Consider the following 24332-nt stretch of genomic DNA (forward strand, 5'->3'; position numbering starts at 1 on the left):
CGGCATCGCCGTCACGGTGATCGGATCGATCGTCGCTCTCGTCGTCGGCGGAGCCATCCAGTCGGCGTACTACAGCGGGGTGCTCGACATCGCCAACGGCCGAAAGGTCGGCATCGGATCGTTCTTCAAGCCGCGCAATGTCGGCAGCGTGATCATCGCCAGCGTGATCGTCGGCATCCTCAGCTCGATCGGCTACGCGCTGTGCGTGCTGCCCGGTCTCGCGGTCACGCTCTTCACGATGTTCACCGTGGTCGCCCTGCTGGACCGCAACCTTTCACCGATCGAAGCGATCAAGACGAGCTTTCGCATCGCGAAGAACAATTTCGGTGCAGTGATCCTGACGTTTCTCGTGATCCTCGCCGTCACGATCGTCGGAGCACTGCTCTGCGGGGTGGGTCTGCTCGTGGCGTTCCCCGTGGTGGCGCTCCTCGAGGTGTACGCCTATCGCAAACTCAGCGGCGGTCAGGTGGCCGACCTGAACCCGCAGCCGTTGCCGCCGGGTCCGCCGCAGACCACCCAGCAGTAGGCGCCAAGCTCACCGGAAGGCGCTGACACCGGTCAGCGCCTCTCCGAGGACCATCTGGTGCACCTCGGACGTGCCCTCGTAGGTCAACACCGATTCGAGGTTGTTGGCGTGCCGGATGACCGGGTATTCGAGGGTGATTCCGTTGGCGCCCAGGAGGGTTCGGCACTGGCGGGCGATCTGGATCGCTTCGCGGACGTTGTTGAGCTTGCCGAAGCTGACCTGTTCGGGTTTGATCCTGCCCTCGTCCTTGAGCCGGCCGAGGTGCAGGGCCAGCAGCTGCGCCTTGCCGAGTTCGACTGCCATGTCGGCGATCTTGGCCTGCGTCAGCTGATAGGCCGCCAGCGGTTTGTCGAAGACCTCGCGGGTTCCGACGTAGTCCAACGCGGTCTGCAGGCAGTCCCTGGCCGCGCCGACGCTGCCGAACACGATGCCGAACCGCGCCTCTGACAGGCAGCTGAGCGGACCCGACAAGCCGCGCGCCTCAGGCAGTTTCGCGTCGGCAGGCAACCGGACGTCGTCGAGGTGCAGTTCGGAGGTGACCGAGGCGCGCAACGACAACTTGCGCGTCATGTCGGTGGCCGAGAACCCCGGGGTGTCGGCCGGCACCAGGAAGCCAGCGATCCCGTCCTCGGCGCGCGCCCACACGACCGCCACGTCGGCGACCGAGCCGTTGGTGATCCACATCTTCGACCCGTTGAGGATCCAGTCCGAACCATCCTGCTTGGCGGTCGTGCGCATGCCGGCGGGGTTGGACCCGAAATCGGGTTCGGTCAGCCCGAAGCATCCGATCGCCTCGCCGGCCGCCATCGCGGCCAGCCACTGGTTGCGCTGTTCCTCGCTGCCCCAGCGGTAGATCGCGAACATCGCAAGCGAGCCCTGCACGGAGACCAGGCTGCGCAGGCCGCTGTCCACCGCCTCGAGTTCCTGACAGACCAGGCCGTAGGCCGTCGCGGTCGAGCCGCCGCAGCCGTAGCCCTTCAAGTGCATGCCCAGCAGGCCCAGCTTGCCGAGATCGGCGGCCAGCTCGCGGACCGGCACCTGCCCGGTCTCGAACCACTCGGCGATGAACGGCCGTAGCCGCTGTTCGCCGAACCGGCGCACGGTCTGGCGCAACTCGATGTCTTCGGGCGACAGCAAGGAATCCAGCTCGAGCAGGTCCTCGAGGCGGGTGGGTTGGCTCATGGTCCATGTCTACACCGCCCAGTGTGTGTCGCCGGCATCGCTAGGCTGACTGTGATGACCGAACACACCACCCGCGGCTTGTCCACCAGGGCCATCCACACCGTGCGGCCCGATCTGACGACGGGCGCCGTCAACGCCCCGATCTATGCCAGCTCCACCTTCGCCCAGGACGGTGTCGGAGGGCTGCGTGGCGGTTATGAGTACGCGAGAACCGGCAACCCGACCCGCGCGGCGCTGGAGGCCTCCCTGGCCGCCGTCGAATCGGCGGCCTACGGGCGCGCGTTCTCCTCGGGTATGGCGGCGACCGACTGTGCGCTGCGTGCGATCCTGCGGCCGGGTGACCACGTGGTCATGCCCGACGACGCGTACGGCGGAACCTTCCGCCTGATCGACAAGGTGTTCACTCAATGGGGGATCAACTACACCGCGGTGTCGCTCGCCGACCTCGACGCGGTGCGCGCGGCGATCACCCCGAAGACGCGACTGATCCTGGTGGAGACACCCACCAACCCGCTGCTGTCGATCGCCGACATCGCCGCCATCGCGCAGCTCGCCTCGACGGCCGAGACGAAAATGTTGGTGGACAACACATTTGCGTCCCCGGCGCTGCAGCAGCCGCTGCTGCTGGGCGCCGACATCGTGCTGCACTCCACCACGAAGTACATCGGCGGCCACTCCGACGTGGTGGGCGGTGCGCTGTTGACCAACGACGAGGAACTCGACACGGCCTTCGCGTTTCTGCAGAACGGCGCGGGCGCGGTGCCCGGCCCGTTCGACGCCTACCTCACCCTGCGCGGGTTGAAGACACTGGTGCTGCGCATGCAGCGGCACAGCGACAACGCGGCGGTGATCGCCGGGTTCCTCGACGGACATCCCGCGATCGAGACCGTGCTCTATCCGGGGCTGCCCGGGCATCCCGGCCATGAGGTCGCCGCCAAGCAGATGTCCGGCTTCGGCGGGATGATCTCGGTGCGGCTGCGCGGGGGAGCGGATGCGGCCCGTAAATTCTGCTCGCGCACAGAGGTTTTCATTCTCGCCGAGTCCCTCGGCGGGGTCGAGTCGCTGATCGAGCATCCCGGTGCGATGACCCATGCCTCCACGGCGGGCTCGCAACTCGAGGTGCCCGACGATCTGGTGCGGCTGTCAGTCGGTATCGAGGATGTCGCCGATCTGCTCGCCGACGTGGAGCAGGCGCTGAGTTAGCGCAAGGCCTGGCGCACCGCCGACGCGGTGACCGCGAGGTTCATCTCGGGCAGCGCGGTCGGGTACTCGTCGACCCAACTGCCGAGCGAGATTTCGCCCGCCCGGGCATGCACCCACCGCCAGCCGCGGTCGTTGAGGCTCAGCAGCGCGCCCAGCCCGTCGACCGCGTGCAGCAGCGAGATGATCGCGGCCGTCGCCGGGGTGGGCGGCCTGCGGTCGAACAGCGCCGACAACAGCGCCGAACGGGCGCGGCCGGCGCGCTCGCGGTTGGTCAGCGGCCACGCGAACTCATCGCCGAATCGCTTGTCCGGCAACGGGACACACCCGATCTGACCGGCGCGCACCAGGTGTGCGGTGAGCTGGCCTTCGGTGTGCCTGGCCAGCCGCTTCACCGCCGTGCGCGGCCGCAGCGGTCGGCGCGCCAGCAACTGGAATGCCGGTTCGGTGACCGGGTCCACCGGGCCCGGTGCCGACAACGCGATCAGGTGACCGGCTCCGGCCGGGTCACCGTCGACCGAGGGCCGGATCCGGCAGGCGTGCGCCAGGTCGAGCAGAACCGCGGCGGACAGCACTTGTTCGCGGCGCGGACTCTCGAGCACCGGCTGCGCAGACGCGTTGTCGACCAACAGCAGAAAGAGGTCTTCTGCGATCTGCGCCATCAGCCGATGCCGCCGTGGTCGGGGTCAGGCGTGGTACGGCTCGGCCTCGAGCAGTTTCACCTTGACCGTGCTGCCGCTGGGCACCGTGTATGTGCGGACGTCTCCGACCTTGGCGTCGATGAGCGCCTCGCCCAGCGGCGACTTCGGCGAGTACACCTCGAGCTTGCCGTCGCTGATGCCCTCCTGGCGGGTGGCGATGAGGAACGTCTCGGTGTCGTTCTCGTCGTCGCCGTACTGCACCTTGACCACGGAGCCGGGCAGCGCGACGCCGGACTGCTTGGGCGCCTCGCCGACCTTGGCGTTGTTGAGCAACTCCTGGAGCTGACGGATCCGGGCTTCCTGCTGGCCCTGCTCCTCGCGCGCGGCGTGGTATCCGCCGTTCTCGCGGAGGTCGCCCTCCTCGCGGCGGTCGTTGATCTCGGCGGCGATGACCGGCCGGTTGGCGATCAGCTGATCGAGCTCGGCCTTCAACCGGTCGTATGCCTCCTGCGTCAGCCAGGTGACCTGTGTGTCGGTCATGTCGTCGCGCTCCTGTCTTCTCTGGGTCTCGCGCTTTTCTCGCGTAAGAAGTCCTGTGGTACGGCGCCGGGAGCTTGACGTGTATTGCCGCGATCGTCAGTGCCTAATCAAGAGGCTTGATCGGAGCACCAAATGCAGCAATACACGGCCCCAGCAGGAACCGTGTACGCGACCATGCTAGCACCGCGGGTACACCCGACATTCACGAATTCGCAGTTCGCCGTTTGCCGCGGCATACGAATCATCGTGATCTCAAGGCGCTACCAGATACGACGGCACGTCGGTGCCGCAGCCGTAGATATCGCCCATGACCGGCTGGCGGCTTGCCTTGACGAGCGCGGTCACGTGCACGGTCTCCTGTGTCGACGGGGAGACGAGGACTTCGCGGCGACCGGTCTCGGCGCCGTCGATCGAGCGGGCCCGCAGGATGCACACGACCGGCCGCGACGGGTCCTGGCGGGTCACGCTGATCGTGACCGACACGGTCTCGGCGTCGACGAGTTCGTACGCGCCGAGCTCACCTTTGACTTCTTCGTTGCCGAGCCGCCCGAACGCCACGATCGCCACCCCGACTCCGACTGCCAGAGCCACGACGGTGAAGCCGATGGCAGCCCAGCGGCGGTGCCGGCGCGACAGCCGCTGGCGCCCGTAGCGCGCGGCGGGACGCTCGATCATCTGGTTTTCTAGGCTCCCCGTGGGATAGATCTACAGAACTGGAACTATAGGGCTACCCCTGGGGTTGATATCCCTCGAGACGACTCATCGCGATAGTGAGGCAGAGCAGGTTGAGCGAACTGCGGTTGATGGCCGTGCACGCGCACCCGGACGACGAGTCCAGCAAGGGTGCCGCGACGATGGCCCGGTACGTGGACGAGGGTGTCCGCGTGCTCGTGGTGACGCTGACCGGCGGCGAGCGCGGAGACATTCTCAACCCGGCCATGGACCTGCCCGAGGTGCACGGCCGGATGGCCGAGGTCCGTCGCGACGAGATGGCGAAGGCGGCCGAGATACTCGGTGTGGAGCATCACTGGCTCGGCTTCGTCGACTCCGGTCTGCCCGAGGGCGACCCGCTGCCGCCGCTGCCGGACGGTTGCCTGGGCGTCGTGCCGCTCGAGCAGCCTGCCGAGGCGCTGGTGCGCGTCGTCCGTGAATTCCGGCCGCACGTCATGACTACTTACGACGAGAACGGCGGCTATCCGCATCCCGATCACATCAGGTGCCATCAGGTGTCGGTCGCCGCGTACGAGGCCGCGGGCGACTATCGCCTGTTCCCTGACGCCGGCGAGCCGTGGAACGTCGCCAAGCTCTACTACACGCACGGCTTCCTGCGGCAACGGATGCAGCTGTTGCAGGACGAGTTCGCCAAGCACGGCGAGGTGGGACCGTTCGAGAAGTGGCTCAAGCACTGGAATCCCGATCACGACATCTTCGCCAAGCGGGTGACCAGCCGGGTGGAGTGCGCGAAGTACTTCGCCCTGCGTGATGATGCGCTGCGCGCCCACGCCACCCAGATCGATCCCAACGGCGACTTCTTCCGCGCGCCGATCGAATGGCAGCAACGGCTCTGGCCGACCGAGGAGTTCGAACTGGCGCGCTCGCGGGTGCCCGTTTCGCTGCCCGAGGACGACCTGTTCGCCGGGATCGAGGACCGATGAACGTGATGCTCGTCGGCCTGCTCGCCCAGGACCAGCCCCGCGACACCGGCCCGGAGTTCGGTAAGGCCAGCCCGCTCGGTCTACTGGTGCTGGTACTCCTGCTGATCGGCACGTTCCTTCTGGTGCGCTCGATGAACCGGCACCTGCGCAAACTGCCGAAGTCGTTCGACGCCGAGCAGCCGGCGCGGCCCGTCGAGGCGCCGGGTGAACCCGAGGCACCCGGCGAACCCGACGTGCCGCCCGACGCGACGAGACGTGAGCCCGGCGGCTGAGACGTTGCCGTCCGGGCACTAAGTGGTTGATCGCCTGCACCCGGTGCGTGTAATCAACCGCTCAGAGTGACCCGTTCTGCGTGGCAGGGTTGGTGTATGTCCAACCGCCTCGCCGGCGCGACCAGTCCCTATCTGCGCCAGCACGCCGACAACCCGGTGCACTGGCGGCAGTGGACGCCCGAAGCGCTGGCCGAGGCCGCTGCCCGCGACGTCCCGATCCTGCTGTCGATCGGCTACGCCGCCTGTCATTGGTGTCATGTGATGGCACACGAGTCGTTCGCCGACGCCGAAGTGGCCGCCGCCGCGAACTCGGGGTTCGTCTGCATCAAGGTCGACCGTGAGGAACGCCCCGACATCGACGCCGTGTACATGACCGCGACCGTGGCACTCACCGGGCAGGGTGGTTGGCCGATGACCTGCTTCCTCACTCCCGACGGCAGGCCGTTCTTCTGCGGCACCTACTACCCGAAATCCACGTTCCTGCAATTGTTGGCGGCGGTGACCGACACCTGGCGCAACCGTCGCAGTGAGGTCGAAGAAGCCTCCGACCGGATCACCGGCGAGTTGCGGTCGATGGCGGCCGGGTTGCCGGGCGGCGGACCGCCGATGCAGCCCGCGCTGTGTGATCACGCGGTCGCCGCAGTCCTGCAGGACGAGGACGTCGCGCGTGGCGGCTTCGCCGCGAATCCGGCGGGGGCGCCGAAGTTTCCGCCGTCGGCATCGCTCGAGGCGCTGCTGCGCAACCACGAACGCACCGGTGACGTCATGCCCATGGAGGCCGTCGAACGGACGTGTGACGCGATGGCCCGCGGCGGCATCTACGACCAGCTGGCCGGCGGGTTCGCCCGCTACAGCGTCGACGCGTCCTGGGTGGTTCCGCACTTCGAGAAGATGCTCTACGACAACGCGCTGTTGCTGCGCGCTTATGCGCATTGGGCGCGCCGCACCGCAAATCCGTTGGCGCGCAAGGTGGCCGAAGAAACGGCAGAGTTCATCATCGGCGACCTCGGGGCCGGCGGCATGTTCACCTCGTCGCTGGACGCCGATGCCGCCGGGGTCGAGGGTCTGACGTACGTGTTCACCCCGGGGGAGCTGCGCGAGGTGCTCGGCGAGGACGACGGACGGTGGGCGGCAACACTTTTCGATGTCTCCGATGCGGGTACCTTCGAGAACGGCGCGTCGGTGCTGCAGTTGCGGCGCGATCCCGACGACTCGGAACGCTTCGCGAGGGTGCGGGCGACGCTGCTCGCGGCCCGGCTAACCCGACCGCAGCCCGGCCGTGACGACAAGGTCGTCACCGCGTGGAACGGCCTTGCGATCACCGCGCTCGCCGAAGCGAGCGTGGCGCTGGACCGCCCCGAATTCCTCGACGCCGCAGCACAATGCGCCCGGACGATGTGGGCGTTGCATATGCGCGACGGCCGGCTGCGGCGGGCCAGCCTCGGCGGGGTGGTCGGCGAGAGTGCGGCAGTCCTCGAGGACCACGCCGCCTTCGCCACCGGCCTGTTGACGCTGCACCAGATGACCGGAGACGGCGGCTGGCTGGAGGCGGCGACGACGCTGCTCGACACTGCGCTCGACCACTTCGCGGACCCCGAGCGCGTCGGCCGATGGTTCGACACCGCCGACGACGCGGAGGCGTTGATGGTGCGCCCCGCCGACCCGCTCGACGGCGCTACGCCGTCGGGGGCCTCGCTGATGGCAGAAGCGCTGCTCACCGCCGCCCACATGGCCCCCGCGGACGGGGCTGACCGCTACGGGGCAGCCGCTCATGCCACCCTCGCGGCGGCTACGCCGATCCTGGCCCGGTCGCCGCGCGCGGGTGGCCACTGGCTCGCCGTGGCCGAAGCGGCTGTGCGGGGACCGCTGCAGATCGCGGTGGCCTGCGAGCCGAGCCGATCGGAACTGTTGGCCGCCGCGCGCCAGCTCGCGCCCGGAGGAGCGATCGTGATGGGCGGACCGGCGCACTCGTCGGAGCTGTTGATCGACCGCGACCGCGTCGACGGTGCCGACGCCGCCTACGTGTGCCGCGGCAGGACGTGCGAGCTGCCGGTCACCACCGCGATGGAACTGGCTGCTCTTCTCGGCACGTCCGTGTAGCGTTCGGCGCATGTCGACGCCGGAGGACAACGCCAAAACCATCGAGCGCTACCTCGAGCTGGCCGCCCAGGGCAAGGCCGACGACATCGCCGAGCTCTACGCCGACGATGCCACCGTCGAGGACCCGGTCGGCGGGGAAGTCCACATCGGCCGCAACGCGATCCGTGGTTTCTACGATGCGCTTCCGACGATGGGCGCGCAGGCTGACGTCGTCACACTGCGGGCGCTCGGCAACGAGGTGGCGTTCTTCTGGGCGCTGACCGTCGATCTCGGCGACAACAACAAGATGCGCATCGAGATCATCAGCGTGATGACGTTCAACGAGGACGGCAAGATCGCGTCGATGAAGGCCTACTGGACTCCCGAGAACGTCACCCAGCTCTAGCGCGACCGACCCTCAAATGCCGCTTCTCGGTGGCATGTCGTGTGCAGACACGGTCGCTCGCGGACAAACGGGCGTCAGAAGACGGCGAACCACATCGCGATGTAGTGGCAGATCGCCGCGACCGCGGTGCACGCGTGGAAGAACTCGTGGTGGCCGAACGTCGTCGGCCACGGGTCGGGCCACTTGAGCGCGTAGAGCACGCCACCGATGCTGTAGAGCGCGCCGCCGACGATCAGCAGCACCAGCGCGGCGATACCCGCGCCGTGCATGATCGGGCCGACGAACCACGCCGCCACCCAGCCGAGCAGGATGTAGAGCGGCACGCCCACCCACCGGGGCGCCGACGGCCAGAAGCACTTCAGCAGCACGCCGGCGATAGCGCCGCCCCAGACGATCCAGAACAACACCATGCCGTCGGTCTGCGGCAGTGCGAGCAACGCGAACGGCGTGTAGCTGCCCGCGATGAACACGAAGATCATCGAGTGGTCGAGGCGCTTCATCCACTTCCGCGCTGTCTCCGACTTCCAGTTCACCCGGTGGTACGCGCCGCTGACGGTGAACATCGCGACGATCGTCAGCGTGTAGATCAACGTCGCGATGCCGGCCCGGGTGGACTCGACCGACCACGACACCGACACCAGCGTCGCGCCACAGATCGCCGCGACCACGGCCGCATACACATGAATCCAGCCGCGCGCGCGTGGCTTGCCGATGAAACTTGCGACGCCGTCGACAACGGCTTCCGGCAGATCCTCGGCGGGCCCTTGCGCCTTTCCGGAGCGGTCGGAATCGGTGGCGTCGACGGATCGGGTCATTTCACCTCCACTATTGCCATGGGGGTCGGTGAACCTCACAGTAGTCTTGATCTTCGTGGAGCTCATTCCCCCGCGCCTCAAAGAGCCGGCCTACCGGCTGTACGAGCTGCGGTTGCGCCAGGAGTTGGCGCGGGCCAAATCCCAACTGCCGCGCCATATTGCCGTTCTGTGCGACGGCAACCGCAGATGGGCGCGTGATCTCGGCCACGATGACGTCAGCGTCGGTTACCGGATGGGCGCCCGCAAGATCGCCGAGATGCTGCGCTGGTGTCAGGAAGCGGGCGTCGAGATGGCCACCGTGTACCTGCTGTCCACCGAGAACCTGCAGCGCGCCCCGGACGAGCTGTCCCCGCTGATCGAGATCATCACCGACGTCGTGGAGGAGATCTGCGCACCGGCGAACCACTGGAGCGTGCGCACGGTCGGCGACCTCGAGCTGATCGGGGAGGAACCCGCCCGCCGGCTGCGCGACGCCGTCGAGTCCACCGACGCCGCGCCGGGATCGTTCCATGTCAACCTCGCCGTCGGCTACGGCGGACGCCAGGAGATCGTCGACGCCGTCCGCCAGCTGCTCGGCAAGGAACTGGCCGACGGGGTTTCCGGTGACCAGCTGATCGAAGCCGTCACGGTCGACGCGATCTCGGAGAATCTCTACACCTCCGGTCAGCCTGACCCGGACCTCGTCATCCGCACGTCGGGGGAGCAGCGGTTGTCGGGATTCCTGCTGTGGCAGAGCGCGTACTCGGAGATGTGGTTCACCGAGGCGTACTGGCCGGCGTTCCGTCGGGTCGATTTCCTGCGTGCGTTGCGGGACTACACCGCGCGCCATCGCCGCTACGGCATGTGACCATGGCTGGCCTGTCAGCGGTGGTGTTCGCGCTCAGCTGGTGGTTGGGCCTGTACCTGCTGGCCCGCGATCCGCGCAAACCCGTCCTGGTGCTGGCCGCGATCGGGCTCACCGGCTTCGCGGCGGTGGTCGCCCTGGACGCCGTCCGGACGATCAGTGGGGCCGACGTGCTCAGCCGCGTCGAGGTCTATCTGGTCGTGGTGCCGGGCATCGCGTGGTTCGCGGTGCTTCTCGAGCTGTCGCGGCCGCGCGACACGTGGCGCAGTCGCGCTGGTGAACTCGGGCTCGTCGCGATCGTCGCGACGGCCGCGTTCGTCGGCGCCGTGATGGCCGGCAGCGTCGACGGCCCGGTCCGGCTGGGCCACTGGGTGATGTTCGCGGCAATCTCAGTGTCGGTGCTGAGCGCGATGATCGTCGCGGTGCTGCGCCGCTGGCAGCCCGGCCCGGTGGTGGGTTTCGTGGTGATCGCGACGCTGTTCTTCGCGCTCGGCAACGCGATCGTGGTCATCCCGCTGGGCCTCGTGCCCAGCTGGTTGGCCTTGGCGTCCACCGGGTTCGACGTCGGCCTGCTCGGTGTCGCGGTCGCGATCGGGGACGCGTTCGACGAGGGGCAGGCGTTGCGCGCCGACATGCTGCGGTCGTTCGCGGCCACCGCCGCGGTGGCGGTGCTGTTCGGCGGGCAGGTGCTGGTGGTGCTGGCGGTGACGGGTCACGGCACGGCGCTGACGGTGCTGCTGTTCACCAGCTTGGCGATCGCGATCGCGATCACTGTGCTCGCCGATCCGCTGGCCGGCCTGCTCGACCGGTTGGCGTTCTCCCGGTCGCCGGCACTGCGGGCGGACCGGGCGGCGCTGCGCAGCACCGAGGCGGCGCTGCCGCTGCGCAAGGACAACCCGCTCGACGGCGTGGATGAGGACGCCTTCGCCCGCCTCACCCGCCGCGCGCTCGGCCACTACGGCGATCTGTCCAAGCTGATCGCCAGTCCACTGACCAATCTGCCCGTCATCGAGGAGCGGTTGGCCGCCCGCGGCGCCGTGGATCAGCCGTTGGAGCGCGCGACCGAACTCAAGGCGCTGCTGGCCGAGCGCATCGCCCGACTCAAACCGCGGGACGGCGGCGAGTTCGGCACCACAGAGGAGTGGCGCCACTACAACTCGCTGTACTTCCCGTATGTCGTCGGGGTGCGGGCCTACGCGCAGAACGCCACCGCCGCCGGGCTCGATCCGGTGGGCCGGCAAGCGTGGCAGTGGTTCGTCACCGATGTGCCGCAGCGGTCGCTGCACAACTGGCAGAACGCCGCCGCGCGACTGATTGCCGCAGATCTGCGCGGAAGTCTGGTCGCCGCCCAGGACTGAGACGTGCGCTGACCTGGGGCTGGCAGTAGCTGGCAGCGGCCGGTGTCGATCTGGCAGCGGGTTCTGCGCATCGTCGGAGCCATGAGCACTACAGCCCCACGGCAGATCTCAGACGCCGACTCCCTCCTGCGTTTCGCCCTGCGCGCCGATGCGACGCTGTGCGCGGGCGTCGGACTGATCATCGCGATGGCCGTCGACCCGCTGTCGCGAATGTCGGGTCTGTCGGCCACCAGTGAGTGGATCGCCGGTGCGGCGCTCGTCGGTTACGGCGCCGCACTGTTTCTCGCGGCCGGCCTGCCCGACGTGCGACGGCTCGGTGTCGGCGTGCTCGCCGGCAACGTCGTGTTCGCGGTCGTGGTCACCGTCGTGCTGGTCGCCGGCTGGCTGCCGCTGACCGAGTTCGGCGTCGTCGGAACGGTCGCGTTCACCGCCGCCACCGTCGCGTTCGCCTACGCCCAGTACCTCGGAGTGCGTCGCCTGACGTGACTCCCACATGACTGGTCCGGAGCCGCCGTCGTAAGAGGTTGCGGCGTCGGCTCCGGAACGGTCGCTCACCCCCTCCAGAAAGGAATCCACTCATGACCGCTCTATCGACCCGGCTCAACGAGTCGACCGATTCGTTGCTGCGCTTCGCCATGCGCGCCGACGCGACACTGACCGGCCTGGCCGGAATCGCCGCCCTTCCGCTCGCCGGTTGGCTGGCTGAAACATCGGGCACCACAACGACCTTCGAGTACTCGATGGCCGCGTTCTTCATCGGCTACGGGCTGGTGGTGCTCGGCCTGGCGGCGTTGCCCTCGGTCAAGCGGGCCGGCATGGCGGTGATCGCCGCGAATGTGGTCTACGCCGTCGCCGCGGTCCTGCTCGTGGTATCGAACATGTTCGCGCTCACCACGATCGGCGTGGTGCTGACGCTCGCGACCGGCGTGTACACCCTGGCCTTCGCCGAGCTGCAGTACCAGGGTTGGCGGCGGATCGGCCGGTAGCCGGTCAGAGCTTGCGAAGTCGCAGCCGGTTGATCGAGTGGTCGGCGTCCTTGCGCAGCACCAGCGTCGCGCGCGGACGGGTCGGCAGGATGTTCTCGATCAGATTCGGTCTGTTGATCGAGTGCCAGATGTCGCGAGCGGCGAACACCGCCTGCTGGTCGGTGAGCGTGGCGTAGTGGTGAAAGTGTGAAGCCGGGTCGGCGAAGGCCGTCGTCCGCAAGCCCAGAAACCGGTCGATGTACCACTTCTCGATGTCGTCGATGCGGGCGTCCACATACACCGAGAAGTCGAACAGGTCCGACACCATCAGTGTCGGCCCGGTCTGCAACACGTTGAGGCCCTCGAGGATCAAGATGTCCGGGTGACGAACCACCTGCTTCTCGCGGGGCACGATGTCGTAGAGCAGATGCGAGTACACCGGCGCGCAGGCGTATTCCGACCCCGACTTCACCGTCGTGACGAACCGCATCAGCGCGCGACGATCGTAGCTCTCGGGAAAGCCCTTGCGCCCCATCAGGTTCCGCCGCACCAGCTCGGAGTTCGGGTAGAGGAACCCGTCGGTGGTCACCAGGTCGACCCGCGGATGGTGCTCCCAGCGGGCCAGAAGTGCCTGCAGCACACGGGCCGTCGTGGACTTGCCGACCGCCACGCTGCCCGCGACGCCGATCACGAACGGCACCGGCCGGTCCGGGTTCTGCTGCGGCTCACCCAAGAACTCGGCGGTCGTCGAGAACAACCGCTGGCGCGCGGCGACCTGAAGGTGGATCAGGCGGGCCAGCGGCAGGTAGACCTCTTCGACTTCGAGCAGATCGACTTTCTCGCCGATCCCGCGCAGCTTCCGCAGCTCATCCTCGCTGAGCTTCAGCGGTGTCGACATACGCAGGTTCCGCCACTGACTCCGGTCGAACTCCACGTATGGGCTGGGTTCACTCAGCCGCGCCATGCGCTCAGTCTTGCATTTACCGTTGAGCCCATGGACGCCAGCACCTCAGATTCGTTCGTGCGCGAGTATCTGCTGCTCGGTCTGCGCTTCGACCGGGTCGAAGACGGCTACGTCGACTCGTTCACCGGTGATCCCGCGTTGCGCGGCGTCGTCGCCGACGAGCCGCAGCCAGACCCCGCCGACCTGGCCCGGCAGGCCGACCGGATGCTGGCGCAACTGCCCGCCGGCCTCGACCAGCAGCGCGCGGACTACGTCGGTGCCCACCTGCGGGCGCTGGCGTGCGCCGGCCGCAAATTCGCCGGAGAGCAGGTCGGTTTCGTCGACGAGGTCGATGCGTATTTCGACGTGCGCATCAGCAAGGGTGACCCCGAGCGGTATCGGCAGGCCCACCGGCAACTGGACGAGGTGCTCGACGGCACCGGTCCGCTCGCCGACCGGATGCGCGTGTACCGGGCGGGCGAGGAGATCCCGCCGGACCGCCTCGAGGAGTGCATCCACGCGTTCTCCAGCGCGCTGCGCGACCGCGTGCGCGCCGAGTATCCGCTGCCCGAAACGGAGACGATCACCTACGAAGTGGTCACCGACAAACCGTGGTCAGGCTTCAACTACTACCTCGGCGACTACCAGTCGACCGTGGCCGTCAACGCCGACCTCAAACAGCAGATGTCGAACCTGCCGCGGCTGGTCGCCCACGAGTCCTATCCGGGCCACCACACCGAGCACTGCCGCAAGGAGGCGGGCCTGGTCGAGCGCCGCGGCCAGGCTGAGCAGACGATCTTTCTGGTCAACACCCCGCAGTGCCTGATGGCCGAGGGCCTGGCCGACCTCGCGCTGCACGCCGCCATCGGCCCGGAGTGGGGTGCCTGGGCCGCCGAGATATACGCCGACCTGGGGCTGCGATTCGACGGTGTGCGCGCCCAAGCGGTCTCGGCGGCCACGGCGGCGCTTGCCGACGTGCGCCAGGACGCGGCGCTGATGCTGCACGACGAGCATCGCGACGTCGACGACGTGGCCGCGTTCCTGCAGCGGTGGCTGCTCGTCGACGACGTCCGCGCGCGGCAGATGTTGCGGTTCCTGTCCTCGCCGCTGTGGCGCGCGTACACCAGCACCTACGTCGAGGGATACCGGTTGCTGCGCGGCTGGCTGGACGAGCGGCCCGACGGGGTCAGCCTGACCCAGCGGTTCGGGACGCTGCTCGACGAGCCGCTGATCCCGTCGTCGCTGCGGGTGGCCTGATCGCGGCGTCGTAGGCTGAACGCATGACTGCAGACCCCGTGACTTCACACGCTGCTGCTCCGGGCGCGGAGTACGCCGACACCGCGAGCGCCGCCTACCGGGCCGCGCTGCAGGTCATCGAGTCCGTCGAGCCGCGCATCGCGGCCGCCACCCGCAAAGAGCTTGCCGATCAACGTGATTCGCTCAAGCTGATCGCCAGCGAGAACTACGCGTCGCCGGCGGTGCTGCTGACCATGGGCACCTGGTTCTCCGACAAGTACGCCGAGGGCACGATCGGACACCGGTTCTACGCGGGCTGCCAGAACGTCGACACCGTCGAAACCATCGCCGCCGAGCATGCCCGCGAGCTGTTCGGGGCGCCGTACGCCTACGTGCAGCCGCACTCCGGAATCGACGCCAACCTCGTCGCGTTCTGGGCGATCCTGGCCACGCGCGTCGAAGCACCCGAGCTCGCGGAGGCGGGCCTCAAGCACGTCAACGACCTGTCCGAGGCGGACTGGGAGAAGCTGCGCAACAAGCTGGGCAACCAGCGGCTGCTGGGGATGTCGCTGGACGCCGGCGGCCACCTCACCCACGGCTTCCGGCCGAACATCTCGGGCAAGATGTTCCACCAGCGCAGCTACGGCACCGACCCGAACACCGGTTTCCTCGACTACGGCGCGGTCGCCGAGGCAGCGCGCGAGTTCAAGCCGCTGATCATCGTGACCGGTTACTCGGCCTATCCGCGGCGTGTGAACTTCGCCAAGATGCGCGAGATCGCCGACGAGGTGGGCGCGACGTTGATGGTCGACATGGCGCACTTCGCCGGCCTGGTCGCGGGCAAGGTGTTCACCGGCGACGAGGATCCCGTGCCGCACGCCCACGTCACCACCACGACCACCCACAAGTCGCTGCGCGGGCCGCGCGGCGGAATGGTGCTCGCCCAGCCGGAGTACTCCGATGCCGTCGACAAGGGCTGCCCGATGGTGCTGGGCGGGCCGCTGTCGCATGTGATGGCCGCCAAAGCGGTCGCGCTCGCCGAGGCCCGCCAGCCGTCGTTCCAGGCATACGCCCAGCGGGTCGCCGACAACGCCCAGGCCCTGGCCGACGGGTTCCTCAAACGCGACGCCGCGCTGGTCACCGGCGGCACCGACAACCACCTCGTGCTGCTCGACGTCACCTCGTTCGGGCTGACCGGTCGCCAGGCGGAATCGGCGCTGCTCGACGCCGGCATCGTCACCAACCGCAACTCAGTGCCCGCCGACCCGAACGGCGCCTGGTACACCAGCGGCATCCGGTTGGGCACTCCCGCGCTGACCACCCGCGGGTTCGGCGGCGACGACTTCGACCGCGTCGCCGAGCTGATCGTCGACGTGCTGTCCAACACCGACCCACAGGGGACGTCCAAGGCCAAGTACACGTTGGCCGACGGCACCGCCGAGCGCGTACACGCCGCATCGGCCGAGTTGCTGGCCGCCAACCCCCTGTATCCGGGGCTCGAGCTGTAATACCCGACGAATGTCGGGTTGATCGACGCTTTTCTGTGGCACGCGTGCGACAACCCGACACTCACGCTGACGGGCCTCGCGCGGTAGGCGCGCCCGCGCGGGAATTTTACGATTCCCACAGAATTGAGTTACTGTAACTGCATGGCACAGAAACCTGTACCGAATGCGCTGATCCTCGAACTCGAGCCGGTCGTGCAGCAGGAGCTGCGTCGTCATATCGACTCCGAGGACCTCTGGTACGCACACGACTACGTACCGTTCGACCAGGGCGAGAACTTCGCGTTCCTGGGCGGCAAGGACTGGGACCCCTCCCAGGTGACCCTGCCCAAGGACGTCACCGATGCGCTGGAGATCCTGCTCATCACCAAGGACAACCTCGCGAGCTTCCACCGCGAGTTCGTGTTCAGCTTCATCCTCGAGGAGAAGTGGGGCCGCTGGATCGGCCGCTGGACCGCCGAGGAGCACCTGCACGCGATAGCGTTGCGCAACTACCTCGTCGTCACCCGGGAGATCGACCCGACCGCCAACGAGGACGTGCGAGTCGAGCACGTGATGAAGGGATACCGCGCCGACACCTACAGCCAGGTCGAGCGGCTGGTGTTCATGGCGTTCTTCGAACGCGCGCACGCCGTGTTCTGTCGCAACCTCGAAGACAAGATCACCGAACCCGTCCTCAAGGGCCTCATCGGGCGGATCGCGAAAGACGAGGAGCGCCATGAGGAGTTCTTCGCCAACCTGGTCGCACACCTGCTGACCACCAACCGGGAAGAAACGGTCGATGCGATCGCGCGTCGAGCCGCCGAACTCGACGTCGTCGGTGGCGACATCGACGCCTACGCGGACAAGGTGCACCGCATGGCCGAGATCGGGATTTTCGGGCCGGAGCAGTTGCGCCAGGTGACCGTCGACCGGATCGCCGCATGGGGTCTGGCCGACGAACCGAAACTGCGCGAGTTCGCTTCCGCCTAACCCCTCCTCGCCGCACGCGCGGGGTGGCCGATATTCCGGCGCGCCTGCACGGCGCATGTGCTGCACCGGGAGTAGCGTCGCTTTCGATGGCTAGCGACATGCTCTGCTGTCCGGGCGGTACCGATCGATCCGATCACGAAGGGACCGGCCCCGGTCCCAGTGCCGCGTTGTCCGCCGAAGGTTCGTGCGGGGCCGCGCGACCGCGAGGAGCGCCACGTGACTGAATCGGCCGTCCGGCCTCACGTTCGGACTTATGTGCTCGACACCTCCGTGTTGCTGTCAGATCCCTGGGCCTGCACGCGCTTTGCCGAGCACGAGGTCGTGGTTCCGCTGGTGGTGATCAGCGAACTCGAAGCCAAGCGCCACCATCACGAGTTGGGCTGGTTCGCGCGTCAGGCGTTGCGGATGTTCGACGATCTCCGGCTCGAACACGGTCGGCTTGACCAGCCGATTCCCGTTGGCGCACAAGGCGGTTCGCTGCATGTCGAGCTCAATCACAGCGACCCGTCGGTGCTGCCCGCCGGCTTCCGCACCGAGAGCAACGATGCGCGGATCCTGACCGTCGCGGCCAACCTAGCCGCCGAGGGCAAACACGTCACGCTGGTCAGCAAGGACATCCCGCTGCGGGTGAAGGCCGGTGCGGTCGGGTTGACGGCCGACGAGTACCACGCCCAGGACGTCATCACGTCGGGATGGACCGGGATGGCCGAGGTCGAAGTGTGCGCCGAAGACATCGACGCGCTGTTCGCCGACGGTGAGACCGATCTGGAGGCAGCTCGAAACCTGCCGTGCCACACCGGGATTCGGCTGCTCGGCGGCAGCTCGCACGCGCTGGGCCGGGTCACGCCGGAAAAGCGGGTGCAGTTGGTCCGCGGCGACCGGGAGGCGTTCGGGTTGCGTGGCCGCTCAGCCGAACAACGCGTGGCGCTGGATCTGCTGCTCGACGAATCCGTCGGCATCGTCTCGCTCGGCGGCAAGGCCGGAACCGGTAAGTCCGCGCTGGCGCTGTGCGCGGGGCTGGAAGCCGTGCTCGAGCGCCGCACACAGCGCAAGGTCGTGGTGTTCCGTCCGCTGTACGCGGTCGGCGGCCAGGACCTCGGCTATCTGCCCGGCAGCGAGAGCGAGAAGATGGGCCCCTGGGCGCAGGCGGTCTTCGACACGCTCGAGGGATTGGCCAGCCCCGCGGTGCTGGAGGAGGTGCTGGCGCGCGGCATGCTCGAGGTGTTGCCGCTGACGCACATCCGCGGCCGGTCGCTGCACGACTCGTTCGTGATCGTCGACGAGGCCCAGTCGCTGGAGCGCAACGTGCTGCTGACCGTGCTGTCCCGGCTCGGTGCGGGCTCACGCGTGGTGCTCACCCACGATGTCGCCCAGCGCGACAACCTGCGAGTCGGCCGGCATGACGGCGTCGCGGCAGTGATCGAGAAGCTCAAGGGGCACCCGCTGTTCGCCCACATCACGCTGCTGCGTAGCGAACGCTCCCCGATTGCCGCGCTGGTGACCGAGATGCTCGAGGAGATCAGCCCCGGCGCGCTGCCGTAACCAGGTACCACCCGGCGGCCGCGGCCCCACCGAGCGCCACCATCCGATCGGCGCGTTCGCTGCGCGGCAGGTCGAGCAACGCGACCAGTCCGAGCACCGCGAATCCCGTGCGCAGTGCGGGCTGGCTGGTGGCGGTCGTCACCAAGGCAGCGGCGTTGTCGGTCTGGCTGACGGAAGCGTGGTCGAGACGCACCGGTCCTCCTGTCGATGGCGGGTGGCGGACAGCGATTCGACGGTAGATCCTGTGCCCCCGCAGAGGAATAGGGTGTTTCCCTATCCCTCGTCAGTGGAATGCGACTCGCGGGTCGTGGCGATGTGACGGCCCAGCTCGGCGCGCGAGCGGATGCCGAGCTTGCGGTAGATGCGGGCGAGGTTGGCCTCGACGGTTTTCGGGCTGATGAACAGCGCGGCCGCGACGTCACGGTTCTTCATCCCGGACGCGGCCAGTTCGGCGACCCGCTGCTCGGACGGCGTCAGCTCTCCGCCGCCGAACGCCGCCGCACTCGCGCGCGACAGCTCGGCCCGCGCCCGGTCCGCCCACAGCGGAATACCGAGACGTTCGAACGTCTCCGCTGCCTCCTGCAGATGCGCCGTCGCTGAATCCTTCTTGCGCCGGCGGCGCTCGAGTTGGCCCAGCAGCAACAGCGTTCGTCCACGCTCGAACGGCATTGGCAGGTCGTCATGTGTGGCCATCGCGCGCACCGCCGCCTCCTGGGCGGCGCCGAGATCCCCGCGGGCGCCCTGCAACATCGCGCGCGAGCGCGCCCCCACCGCGAGCATCCACCGCCGGCCCAGCCTGCGGCCGTTGTCCTCCAGCGCCGCGACGAGTGGCTCCGCTTCGGATAGGCGGTCGAGATGGACGAGCGCCTCGATCGCGTCCGGCAGGAACGAGGCGTCGGGCAGTTCGGTCGGCGAGCTCCCGGGATCGAACTCCGAGAGCACCGGCTGCAGGGCGGCCAAGGCCGCTTCGTGGTTGCCCAGCGACAACTCCAAGAACCCGAGGCTGGCCAGCACGCGGTGTGACAACCGGAATGCGCCAGTGCGCCTTGCGCATTCGAGGGCATCGTCGACGGCGCGCCGCGTGGTGTCCTCTTGGCCGGCGAATGCGGCGAGTAGCGCGCACAAGCTCTGCGTCAAGAATTGAGGGGTGTTGCCGCCGAGCTGATGCGCCTTGGCGAACGCATCCTCGGCGACCAGGCGGGCGGTGACGAGGTCGCCCCGCCAGACGGCGTTCATCACCACGTGCTGCGAGATGAACACGTGCTCGCCCTCTTCGCCCTTCTCCAGGCAACGGGCACGGATCTTGTCGAGCGCGGTACGCGCTTCGTCGAGCCGCCCGGTCCACTCCAGCAGCAGCGCGTGCTGCACCGCGGGCTGGAAAACCAGCGGCGTGTACGCCTCCGGGTCCTCCAGCTCCAGCGCTCGCTGCAGCAACTCGTCGTCGTAGCCGGCGCCCGCGACGAACCGCATCATGGCCAGCATGCCGATCGCCATCGCGAGCAGGTGCGGATTGGCGACGCGCTCTGCGCTCGCGACCGCCTCCTCGGCGGTCCGCACCCCCTCCTGCAACTGGTTGCCGTGAAACAGCATGTACGCCAACGTGATCAGGATCTGCACGCGGAGTGCCCCGTTGTCGTGCACTTCGTCGAGCGCGTCGTACAACAGCGACGTGCCTTCGACGAAGCCGTCACCGTAGAGCCGCACAACCGCCAAGCGGCTCAATGCTTCAGCGCGCAACTCACCCGAGGGCACCCGATCGATCGCGTCCTCGAGCACCGCCGCCGCGCGCTCCTGGTCTCCGGCGTCGAAATGGTGCAGTGCGGAACGCAACCGTCGTTGCGCGGTGTCGCCGCCCAGGGCGATCGCCAGGTCCATCAGCTCGGCCGCCGCGGCAGGCGCGCCCCGCATCCGTGCCGAATCGGCGGCGGCGTCGAGCGCCCGCAACGTGACCTCGTCACCCCTGGTGGCGGCCAGCGCGAGATGCCTGGCCCGCAACTCGGGCTCGTCGACGATCTCGGCGAGGCGGCGGTGCATCGTTCGGCGGCGGTCCGAAGCGGCCTGCGTGTAGACGCCACGGGCCAGCAGCGGGTGGGCGAACCGGACCTGGTTGCCGTCGATCGCGATGATGCCCCTGCTCTCGGCGACCTCCAGATGTGTGACGAGCTCGCCGGCATCGGTCGTCGTCGCCTTCGACACCAACTCCACCGTCGGCGTGGACAGGCATGCCGCCGCCAGCAGCGCGTCGTCCACCTCGGGTTCGAGGCTGCCCAGCCGGGTGCGCACGACGTCGGTGAGGGTGCGGGGCAGCCGCATCGCCACACCCGAATCGGCCGTACTCGCTTCGTCGATCGAGCGGGCCAGTTCTATCGCATAGAACGGGTTCCCGCCCGATATCCGGTGGATCCGGCCGATGGCGGGACGGGAGAAGGGTCGCCGCAGCCGCGCGGAGACGGCGGCGTGCAGATCATCGATGGTCAAGGGGCTCAACCGGATTCGGTTCACGGCTTCGGGGCGCGGCAACTGCAGCCAGGCGGCGTCCGCATCGTCGACCGGCTCGGTTCGCAGGGTGGCAAGCAGCCCCGCTCGTCCGGTGAGCCGTCGCGCCGCGAACGCGACGACGTGCACGCTCGACGGGTCGAGCCACTGAAGGTCGTCGATCGCCAACAGCACGGGCCGCTCGGCAGCAAGGCGCTCGACCACCGAGAGGAACGCCGCGGCCACCGCGCGCTGGTCGGTGACCACGTCTTTGTCGCCCCGCAGCAGCACCTGGTCGACCGCGAGACGTTGTGGACCCGGCAGCGTCGCCCACGCATCCGTGTCGGCGTCGTCGAGCAAGTCCGCCAACGCGGTGTAGGCGAGCACCGATTCGGCGGCCGTGGCGCGAGCGCAGAGTACCCGGAATCCGCGCTTCCGCGCCCGCTCCATTGCGGCACACCACAGGGTGGTCTTGCCGATGCCCGCGTCACCCTCGATCAGCAACGCCGACGGGCCGCCTTCCATCGACTTCAGGAAGGCGGCGACGGCGCGCTGGTGCGTCGGCTGACCGACGACGACTTCGCTCGGCATGTCCCCCAAGGCTGCAGCTGATCACAGCAAACAACTGCAAGTGGGGCTATACCCGCTGGCGCCCGGGTTCACCCATGACTAGCGGTCGGCGTCCTTCACCTTGGCCATCGCCAGCACGTCGAGTCGCTTGTCCAATTCCTCCTCGGACAGCTTGTCGCCGATCAGGCCGCGGTCGATGACGGTCTGGCGGATCGTCTTCTTCTCTTTGAGCGCCTGCTTGGCGACCGCGGCCGCCTCCTCGTAGCCGATCGCCGAGTTCAGCGGCGTGACGATCGAGGGTGACGACTCCGCCAGCTCGCGCAGTCGGTCCTCGTTGGCCACCAGGCCGTCGATGCAGCGCTCGGCGAACAGCTTCGAGGAGTTGGTCAGGATCTTGAACGACTCGAGGATGTTGCGGGCCATCATCGGGATGTAGACATTGAGTTCAAAAGCTCCCGAAGCTCCTCCGAAAGCGATCGCCGCGTCGTTGCCGATCACCTGCGCGGCCACCTGCGTGACGGCCTCCGGTATCACCGGGTTCACCTTGCCCGGCATGATCGAGCTGCCCGGCTGCAGGTCCGGCAGCTGGAGCTCGCCGAGACCGGTCAACGGGCCCGAGCCCATCCAGCGGATGTCGTTGGCGATCTTGGTCAGCGAGACGGCGATCGTGCGCAGCGCACCCGACGCCTCGACCAATCCGTCGCGAGCGGCCTGCGCCTCGAAATGGTTGGCCGCAACGCTCAGTTCGGCCAGCCCGGTCTGCTCGCTGAGCACGGCGACGACACGCTCGTCGAAATCGTCGGGGGCGTTGAGCCCGGTGCCGACCGCGGTGCCGCCGATGGCCAGCTCACCGAGCCGGGGGAGCGTCGCCTTGACCCGTTCGATGCCGGCTTCGACCTGGCGCGCATAGCCGCTGAACTCCTGGCCCAGGGTCACCGGAACTGCGTCCATCAGATGGGTGCGACCGGATTTCACGACGGTGCGCCACTGGCGGGCCTTCGAGTCGAGCGACTCGTGCAGCACCTCCAGTGCCGGAATCAGGTGCCGCACAGCGGCTTCCGTCGCGGCGATATGGGTGGCGGTGGGGAAGGTGTCGTTCGACGACTGCGACATGTTCACGTCGTCATTCGGATGCACGGTCACGCCGTTGCGCGCCGCGATCCCCGCGATCACCTCGTTGGTGTTCATGTTCGAGCTGGTGCCCGAGCCGGTCTGGAACACGTCGATGGGGAACTGGTCGTCGTGCAATCCGTCGGCGATCTCAGCGGCTGCCGCGATGATCGCGTCGGCCTTCTCCGGCGCCAACAGGCCGAGGTCCTTGTTCACCTGCGCGCAGGCGCCTTTCAGCAGACCGAGCGCGCGGATCTGGGTGCGCTCGAGGCCGCGGCCGGAGATCGGGAAGTTCTCCACCGCGCGCTGCGTCTGCGCGCGCCACAGCGCGTTGACCGGCACCCGGACCTCGCCCATGGTGTCGTGCTCGATGCGGTACTCGACGTCCTGGGACGACTCGGCGCTCATTGATGAATGTCCTTCTGTTTGTCGTGGTTTACGGCAGCGGATAGACGGCGTTGCTGTCGCCGGTGAAGTCGATCGCGGAGTATTCGCTGAGCTTCGACAACCGGTGGTACGCCTCGATCATCCGCACCGTGCCCGACTTCGACCGCATCACGATCGACTGCGTCGTGCAGCCGCCGCTGTAGAAGTGGACACCCTTGAGCAGGTCGCCGTCGGTGACGCCGGTCGCGCAGAAGAAGACGTTGTCCCCGGACACCAGGTCCTCGGTCGTCAGCACCCGGTCCAGGTCGTAGCCACGGTCGATCGCCTTCTGGCGCTCGTCGTCGTCCATGGGCGCCAGCTGGCCCTGGATGGCGCCGCCCATACAGCGGATCGCGGCCGCGGCGATGATGCCCTCAGGCGTGCCGCCGATCCCGGCGAGCATGTCGGTACTGGTGTTCGGACGGCACGCCGAGATCGCGCCCGCGACGTCGCCGTCGGTGATCAGGCGGCACCGCGCGCCGGCCTCGCGCACATCGGCGATCAGTTGTCGGTGGCGGGGACGGTCGAGAATGCAGACGGTCAGATCGGAGACCGAGACGCTCTTGGCCTTGGCTACGCGGCGGATGTTCTCCCCGATCGGTGCGGTGATGTCGATTGCGTCGACCGACTCGGGGCCGACGGCGATCTTGCTCATGTAGAACACCGCCGACGGATCGAACATCGTGCCGCGCTCGGACACCGCCAGCACCGAGATCGCGTTGGACAGGCCCTTGCTCATCAGCGTGGTGCCGTCGATGGGGTCCACCGCGAAGTCGCACAACGGTCCGTCGCCGTTGCCGACGTCCTCGCCGTTGTAGAGCATCGGCGCGTTGTCCTTCTCGCCCTCGCCGATCACCACCACGCCGCGCATGGACACCGAGTTCACCAGCTCGCGCATCGCGTCGACCGCGGCGCCGTCACCACCCTCCTTGTCGCCGCGGCCCACCCACCGGCCCGCCGCCATGGCACCGGCTTCGGTGACTCTGACTAGTTCAAGGGCGAGATTTCGGTCGGGCGCTTCCCCACGGCTCGGCGTCATGGCCAGATTGTCCCATTAGCGGGGGCGCCGT

General features: G+C 68.1%; 23 protein-coding genes and 1 pseudogene. 14 read left to right on the top strand and 10 right to left on the bottom strand.

Annotation, left to right across the window (positions count from 1 at the left end):
* Positions 1-526 (top strand): annotated as a pseudogene (locus A5663_RS23230) (hypothetical protein); the annotation flags it as partial.
* 9 nt (positions 527-535) lie between these two features.
* Here the strand turns inward: A5663_RS23230 and A5663_RS00710 are convergent.
* The gene (locus tag A5663_RS00710) at positions 536-1708 is read right to left on the bottom strand and encodes an acyl-CoA dehydrogenase family protein (RefSeq protein ID WP_156744232.1); all 1173 of its coding nucleotides are present in this window, start codon (positions 1706-1708) and stop codon (positions 536-538) included.
* A 54-nt stretch (positions 1709-1762) separates the two neighbouring features.
* On the opposite strand from A5663_RS00710, the gene A5663_RS00715 reads away from it, so the two are divergent.
* Positions 1763-2911, top strand: a complete 1149-nt coding sequence (locus tag A5663_RS00715; RefSeq protein ID WP_068142991.1) for a cystathionine gamma-synthase — start codon at positions 1763-1765, stop codon at positions 2909-2911.
* Here the strand turns inward: A5663_RS00715 and A5663_RS00720 are convergent.
* The 3 genes from A5663_RS00720 to A5663_RS00730 form a co-directional block, all read right to left on the bottom strand.
* On the bottom strand, positions 2908-3570 hold the full coding sequence (locus A5663_RS00720; protein WP_068142992.1) for a GPP34 family phosphoprotein: 663 nt from the start codon (positions 3568-3570) through the stop codon (positions 2908-2910). The two genes, A5663_RS00715 and A5663_RS00720, sit on opposite strands and share 4 nt — an antisense overlap.
* Positions 3571-3594: 24 nt before the next feature.
* Positions 3595-4089 carry a transcription elongation factor GreA gene (gene greA, locus A5663_RS00725; RefSeq protein WP_068142993.1) on the bottom strand — a complete coding sequence of 165 codons (495 nt, stop codon included), beginning with the start codon at positions 4087-4089 and terminating at the stop codon, positions 3595-3597.
* A 252-nt stretch (positions 4090-4341) separates the two neighbouring features.
* Positions 4342-4764, bottom strand: coding sequence for a DUF4307 domain-containing protein (locus tag A5663_RS00730; protein ID WP_068142994.1), 423 nt, complete (start codon positions 4762-4764; stop codon positions 4342-4344).
* A 110-nt stretch (positions 4765-4874) separates the two neighbouring features.
* Here A5663_RS00730 and mca point away from each other — a divergent pair, with 110 nt between their 5' ends.
* The 4 genes from mca (at position 4875) to A5663_RS00750 (ending at position 8501) form a co-directional block, all read left to right on the top strand.
* The gene (gene mca / locus A5663_RS00735) at positions 4875-5744 is read left to right on the top strand and encodes a mycothiol conjugate amidase Mca (RefSeq protein WP_068143020.1); all 870 of its coding nucleotides are present in this window, start codon (positions 4875-4877) and stop codon (positions 5742-5744) included.
* The gene (locus tag A5663_RS00740; RefSeq protein WP_068142995.1) at positions 5741-6016 is read left to right on the top strand and encodes a hypothetical protein; all 276 of its coding nucleotides are present in this window, start codon (positions 5741-5743) and stop codon (positions 6014-6016) included. The genes mca and A5663_RS00740 overlap by 4 nt, the downstream gene beginning before the upstream one ends.
* 96 nt (positions 6017-6112) lie before the next feature.
* The gene (locus A5663_RS00745) at positions 6113-8116 is read left to right on the top strand and encodes a thioredoxin domain-containing protein (protein WP_068142996.1); all 2004 of its coding nucleotides are present in this window, start codon (positions 6113-6115) and stop codon (positions 8114-8116) included.
* Between the two features lie 10 nt (positions 8117-8126).
* Positions 8127-8501 carry a nuclear transport factor 2 family protein gene (locus A5663_RS00750; protein ID WP_068142997.1) on the top strand — a complete coding sequence of 125 codons (375 nt, stop codon included), beginning with the start codon at positions 8127-8129 and terminating at the stop codon, positions 8499-8501.
* A gap of 74 nt (positions 8502-8575) precedes the next feature.
* On the opposite strand, the gene A5663_RS00755 is transcribed toward A5663_RS00750, so the two are convergent.
* Positions 8576-9316 carry a hemolysin III family protein gene (locus A5663_RS00755; RefSeq protein ID WP_068142998.1) on the bottom strand — a complete coding sequence of 247 codons (741 nt, stop codon included), beginning with the start codon at positions 9314-9316 and terminating at the stop codon, positions 8576-8578.
* 55 nt (positions 9317-9371) lie between these two features.
* Here A5663_RS00755 and A5663_RS00760 point away from each other — a divergent pair, with 55 nt between their 5' ends.
* The 4 genes from A5663_RS00760 to A5663_RS00775 all read left to right on the top strand — a co-directional run bounded on the left by A5663_RS00760 (position 9372) and on the right by A5663_RS00775 (position 12504).
* Positions 9372-10163: a (2Z,6E)-farnesyl diphosphate synthase gene (locus A5663_RS00760; RefSeq protein ID WP_068143021.1), complete on the top strand. Its 792-nt coding sequence runs from the start codon at positions 9372-9374 to the stop codon at positions 10161-10163.
* 2 nt (positions 10164-10165) lie between these two features.
* Positions 10166-11518, top strand: a complete 1353-nt coding sequence (locus tag A5663_RS00765; protein WP_068142999.1) for a hypothetical protein — start codon at positions 10166-10168, stop codon at positions 11516-11518.
* Positions 11519-11599: 81 nt separating this feature from the next.
* A complete protein-coding gene (locus A5663_RS00770; protein WP_068143022.1) occupies positions 11600-12004 on the top strand; it encodes a hypothetical protein in 405 nt (134 codons plus the stop codon).
* 92 nt (positions 12005-12096) lie between these two features.
* Complete coding sequence (locus A5663_RS00775) at positions 12097-12504, top strand: hypothetical protein (RefSeq protein WP_068143000.1); 408 nt, start codon at positions 12097-12099, stop codon at positions 12502-12504.
* Between the two features lie 4 nt (positions 12505-12508).
* Here the strand turns inward: A5663_RS00775 and coaA are convergent, their stop codons facing one another.
* Entirely contained in the window at positions 12509-13447 is a 939-nt protein-coding gene (gene coaA / locus A5663_RS00780; protein ID WP_068143001.1) for a type I pantothenate kinase, read from the bottom strand.
* Between the two features lie 30 nt (positions 13448-13477).
* On the opposite strand from coaA, the gene A5663_RS00785 reads away from it, so the two are divergent.
* The 4 genes from A5663_RS00785 to A5663_RS00800 all read left to right on the top strand — a co-directional run bounded on the left by A5663_RS00785 (position 13478) and on the right by A5663_RS00800 (position 18681).
* Complete coding sequence (locus A5663_RS00785) at positions 13478-14683, top strand: DUF885 domain-containing protein (protein WP_068143002.1); 1206 nt, start codon at positions 13478-13480, stop codon at positions 14681-14683.
* 23 nt (positions 14684-14706) lie between these two features.
* Positions 14707-16170, top strand: a complete 1464-nt coding sequence (locus A5663_RS00790) for a glycine hydroxymethyltransferase (RefSeq protein ID WP_068143003.1) — start codon at positions 14707-14709, stop codon at positions 16168-16170.
* 141 nt (positions 16171-16311) lie between these two features.
* Entirely contained in the window at positions 16312-17139 is an 828-nt protein-coding gene (locus tag A5663_RS00795) for an acyl-ACP desaturase (protein WP_068143004.1), read from the top strand.
* A gap of 216 nt (positions 17140-17355) precedes the next feature.
* Positions 17356-18681: a PhoH family protein gene (locus tag A5663_RS00800; RefSeq protein WP_068143023.1), complete on the top strand. Its 1326-nt coding sequence runs from the start codon at positions 17356-17358 to the stop codon at positions 18679-18681.
* Here the strand turns inward: A5663_RS00800 and A5663_RS00805 are convergent.
* From A5663_RS00805 to glpX, 4 genes are all read right to left on the bottom strand, one after another.
* A complete protein-coding gene (locus A5663_RS00805) occupies positions 18659-18874 on the bottom strand; it encodes a hypothetical protein (RefSeq protein ID WP_068143005.1) in 216 nt (71 codons plus the stop codon). The genes A5663_RS00800 and A5663_RS00805 overlap by 23 nt on opposite strands.
* An 80-nt stretch (positions 18875-18954) precedes the next feature.
* Positions 18955-21747 carry a LuxR family transcriptional regulator gene (locus A5663_RS00810; protein WP_068143006.1) on the bottom strand — a complete coding sequence of 931 codons (2793 nt, stop codon included), beginning with the start codon at positions 21745-21747 and terminating at the stop codon, positions 18955-18957.
* Between the two features lie 78 nt (positions 21748-21825).
* The gene (locus A5663_RS00815) at positions 21826-23244 is read right to left on the bottom strand and encodes a class II fumarate hydratase (protein ID WP_068143007.1); all 1419 of its coding nucleotides are present in this window, start codon (positions 23242-23244) and stop codon (positions 21826-21828) included.
* Between the two features lie 28 nt (positions 23245-23272).
* Positions 23273-24301, bottom strand: a complete 1029-nt coding sequence (glpX, locus tag A5663_RS00820) for a class II fructose-bisphosphatase (protein WP_068143008.1) — start codon at positions 24299-24301, stop codon at positions 23273-23275.
* Positions 24302-24332 lie beyond the last annotated feature (31 nt).

The organism is Mycobacterium sp. E740 (genome assembly GCF_001672895.1).
Taxonomy (GTDB): domain Bacteria; phylum Actinomycetota; class Actinomycetes; order Mycobacteriales; family Mycobacteriaceae; genus Mycobacterium.

Bases quoted from the DNA above. Each gene is read 5' to 3' on its own strand.
- A5663_RS00815 (WP_068143007.1), bottom strand. From the start codon at position 23,244: ATGAGCGCCGAGTCGTCCCAGGACGTCGAGTACCGCATCGAGCACGAC.
- A5663_RS00740 (WP_068142995.1), top strand. From the start codon at position 5,741: ATGAACGTGATGCTCGTCGGCCTGCTCGCCCAGGACCAGCCCCGCGAC.
- A5663_RS00750 (WP_068142997.1), top strand. From the start codon at position 8,127: ATGTCGACGCCGGAGGACAACGCCAAAACCATCGAGCGCTACCTCGAG.
- A5663_RS00795 (WP_068143004.1), top strand. From the start codon at position 16,312: ATGGCACAGAAACCTGTACCGAATGCGCTGATCCTCGAACTCGAGCCG.
- coaA (WP_068143001.1), bottom strand. From the start codon at position 13,447: ATGGCGCGGCTGAGTGAACCCAGCCCATACGTGGAGTTCGACCGGAGT.
- A5663_RS00715 (WP_068142991.1), top strand. From the start codon at position 1,763: ATGACCGAACACACCACCCGCGGCTTGTCCACCAGGGCCATCCACACC.
- A5663_RS00745 (WP_068142996.1), top strand. From the start codon at position 6,113: ATGTCCAACCGCCTCGCCGGCGCGACCAGTCCCTATCTGCGCCAGCAC.
- A5663_RS00710 (WP_156744232.1), bottom strand. From the start codon at position 1,708: ATGAGCCAACCCACCCGCCTCGAGGACCTGCTCGAGCTGGATTCCTTG.
- A5663_RS00730 (WP_068142994.1), bottom strand. From the start codon at position 4,764: ATGATCGAGCGTCCCGCCGCGCGCTACGGGCGCCAGCGGCTGTCGCGC.
- A5663_RS00775 (WP_068143000.1), top strand. From the start codon at position 12,097: ATGACCGCTCTATCGACCCGGCTCAACGAGTCGACCGATTCGTTGCTG.
- A5663_RS00785 (WP_068143002.1), top strand. From the start codon at position 13,478: ATGGACGCCAGCACCTCAGATTCGTTCGTGCGCGAGTATCTGCTGCTC.
- A5663_RS00765 (WP_068142999.1), top strand. From the start codon at position 10,166: ATGGCTGGCCTGTCAGCGGTGGTGTTCGCGCTCAGCTGGTGGTTGGGC.
- greA (WP_068142993.1), bottom strand. From the start codon at position 4,089: ATGACCGACACACAGGTCACCTGGCTGACGCAGGAGGCATACGACCGG.
- A5663_RS00810 (WP_068143006.1), bottom strand. From the start codon at position 21,747: ATGCCGAGCGAAGTCGTCGTCGGTCAGCCGACGCACCAGCGCGCCGTC.
- A5663_RS00720 (WP_068142992.1), bottom strand. From the start codon at position 3,570: ATGGCGCAGATCGCAGAAGACCTCTTTCTGCTGTTGGTCGACAACGCG.
- A5663_RS00770 (WP_068143022.1), top strand. From the start codon at position 11,600: ATGAGCACTACAGCCCCACGGCAGATCTCAGACGCCGACTCCCTCCTG.
- A5663_RS00790 (WP_068143003.1), top strand. From the start codon at position 14,707: ATGACTGCAGACCCCGTGACTTCACACGCTGCTGCTCCGGGCGCGGAG.
- glpX (WP_068143008.1), bottom strand. From the start codon at position 24,301: ATGACGCCGAGCCGTGGGGAAGCGCCCGACCGAAATCTCGCCCTTGAA.
- A5663_RS00755 (WP_068142998.1), bottom strand. From the start codon at position 9,316: ATGACCCGATCCGTCGACGCCACCGATTCCGACCGCTCCGGAAAGGCG.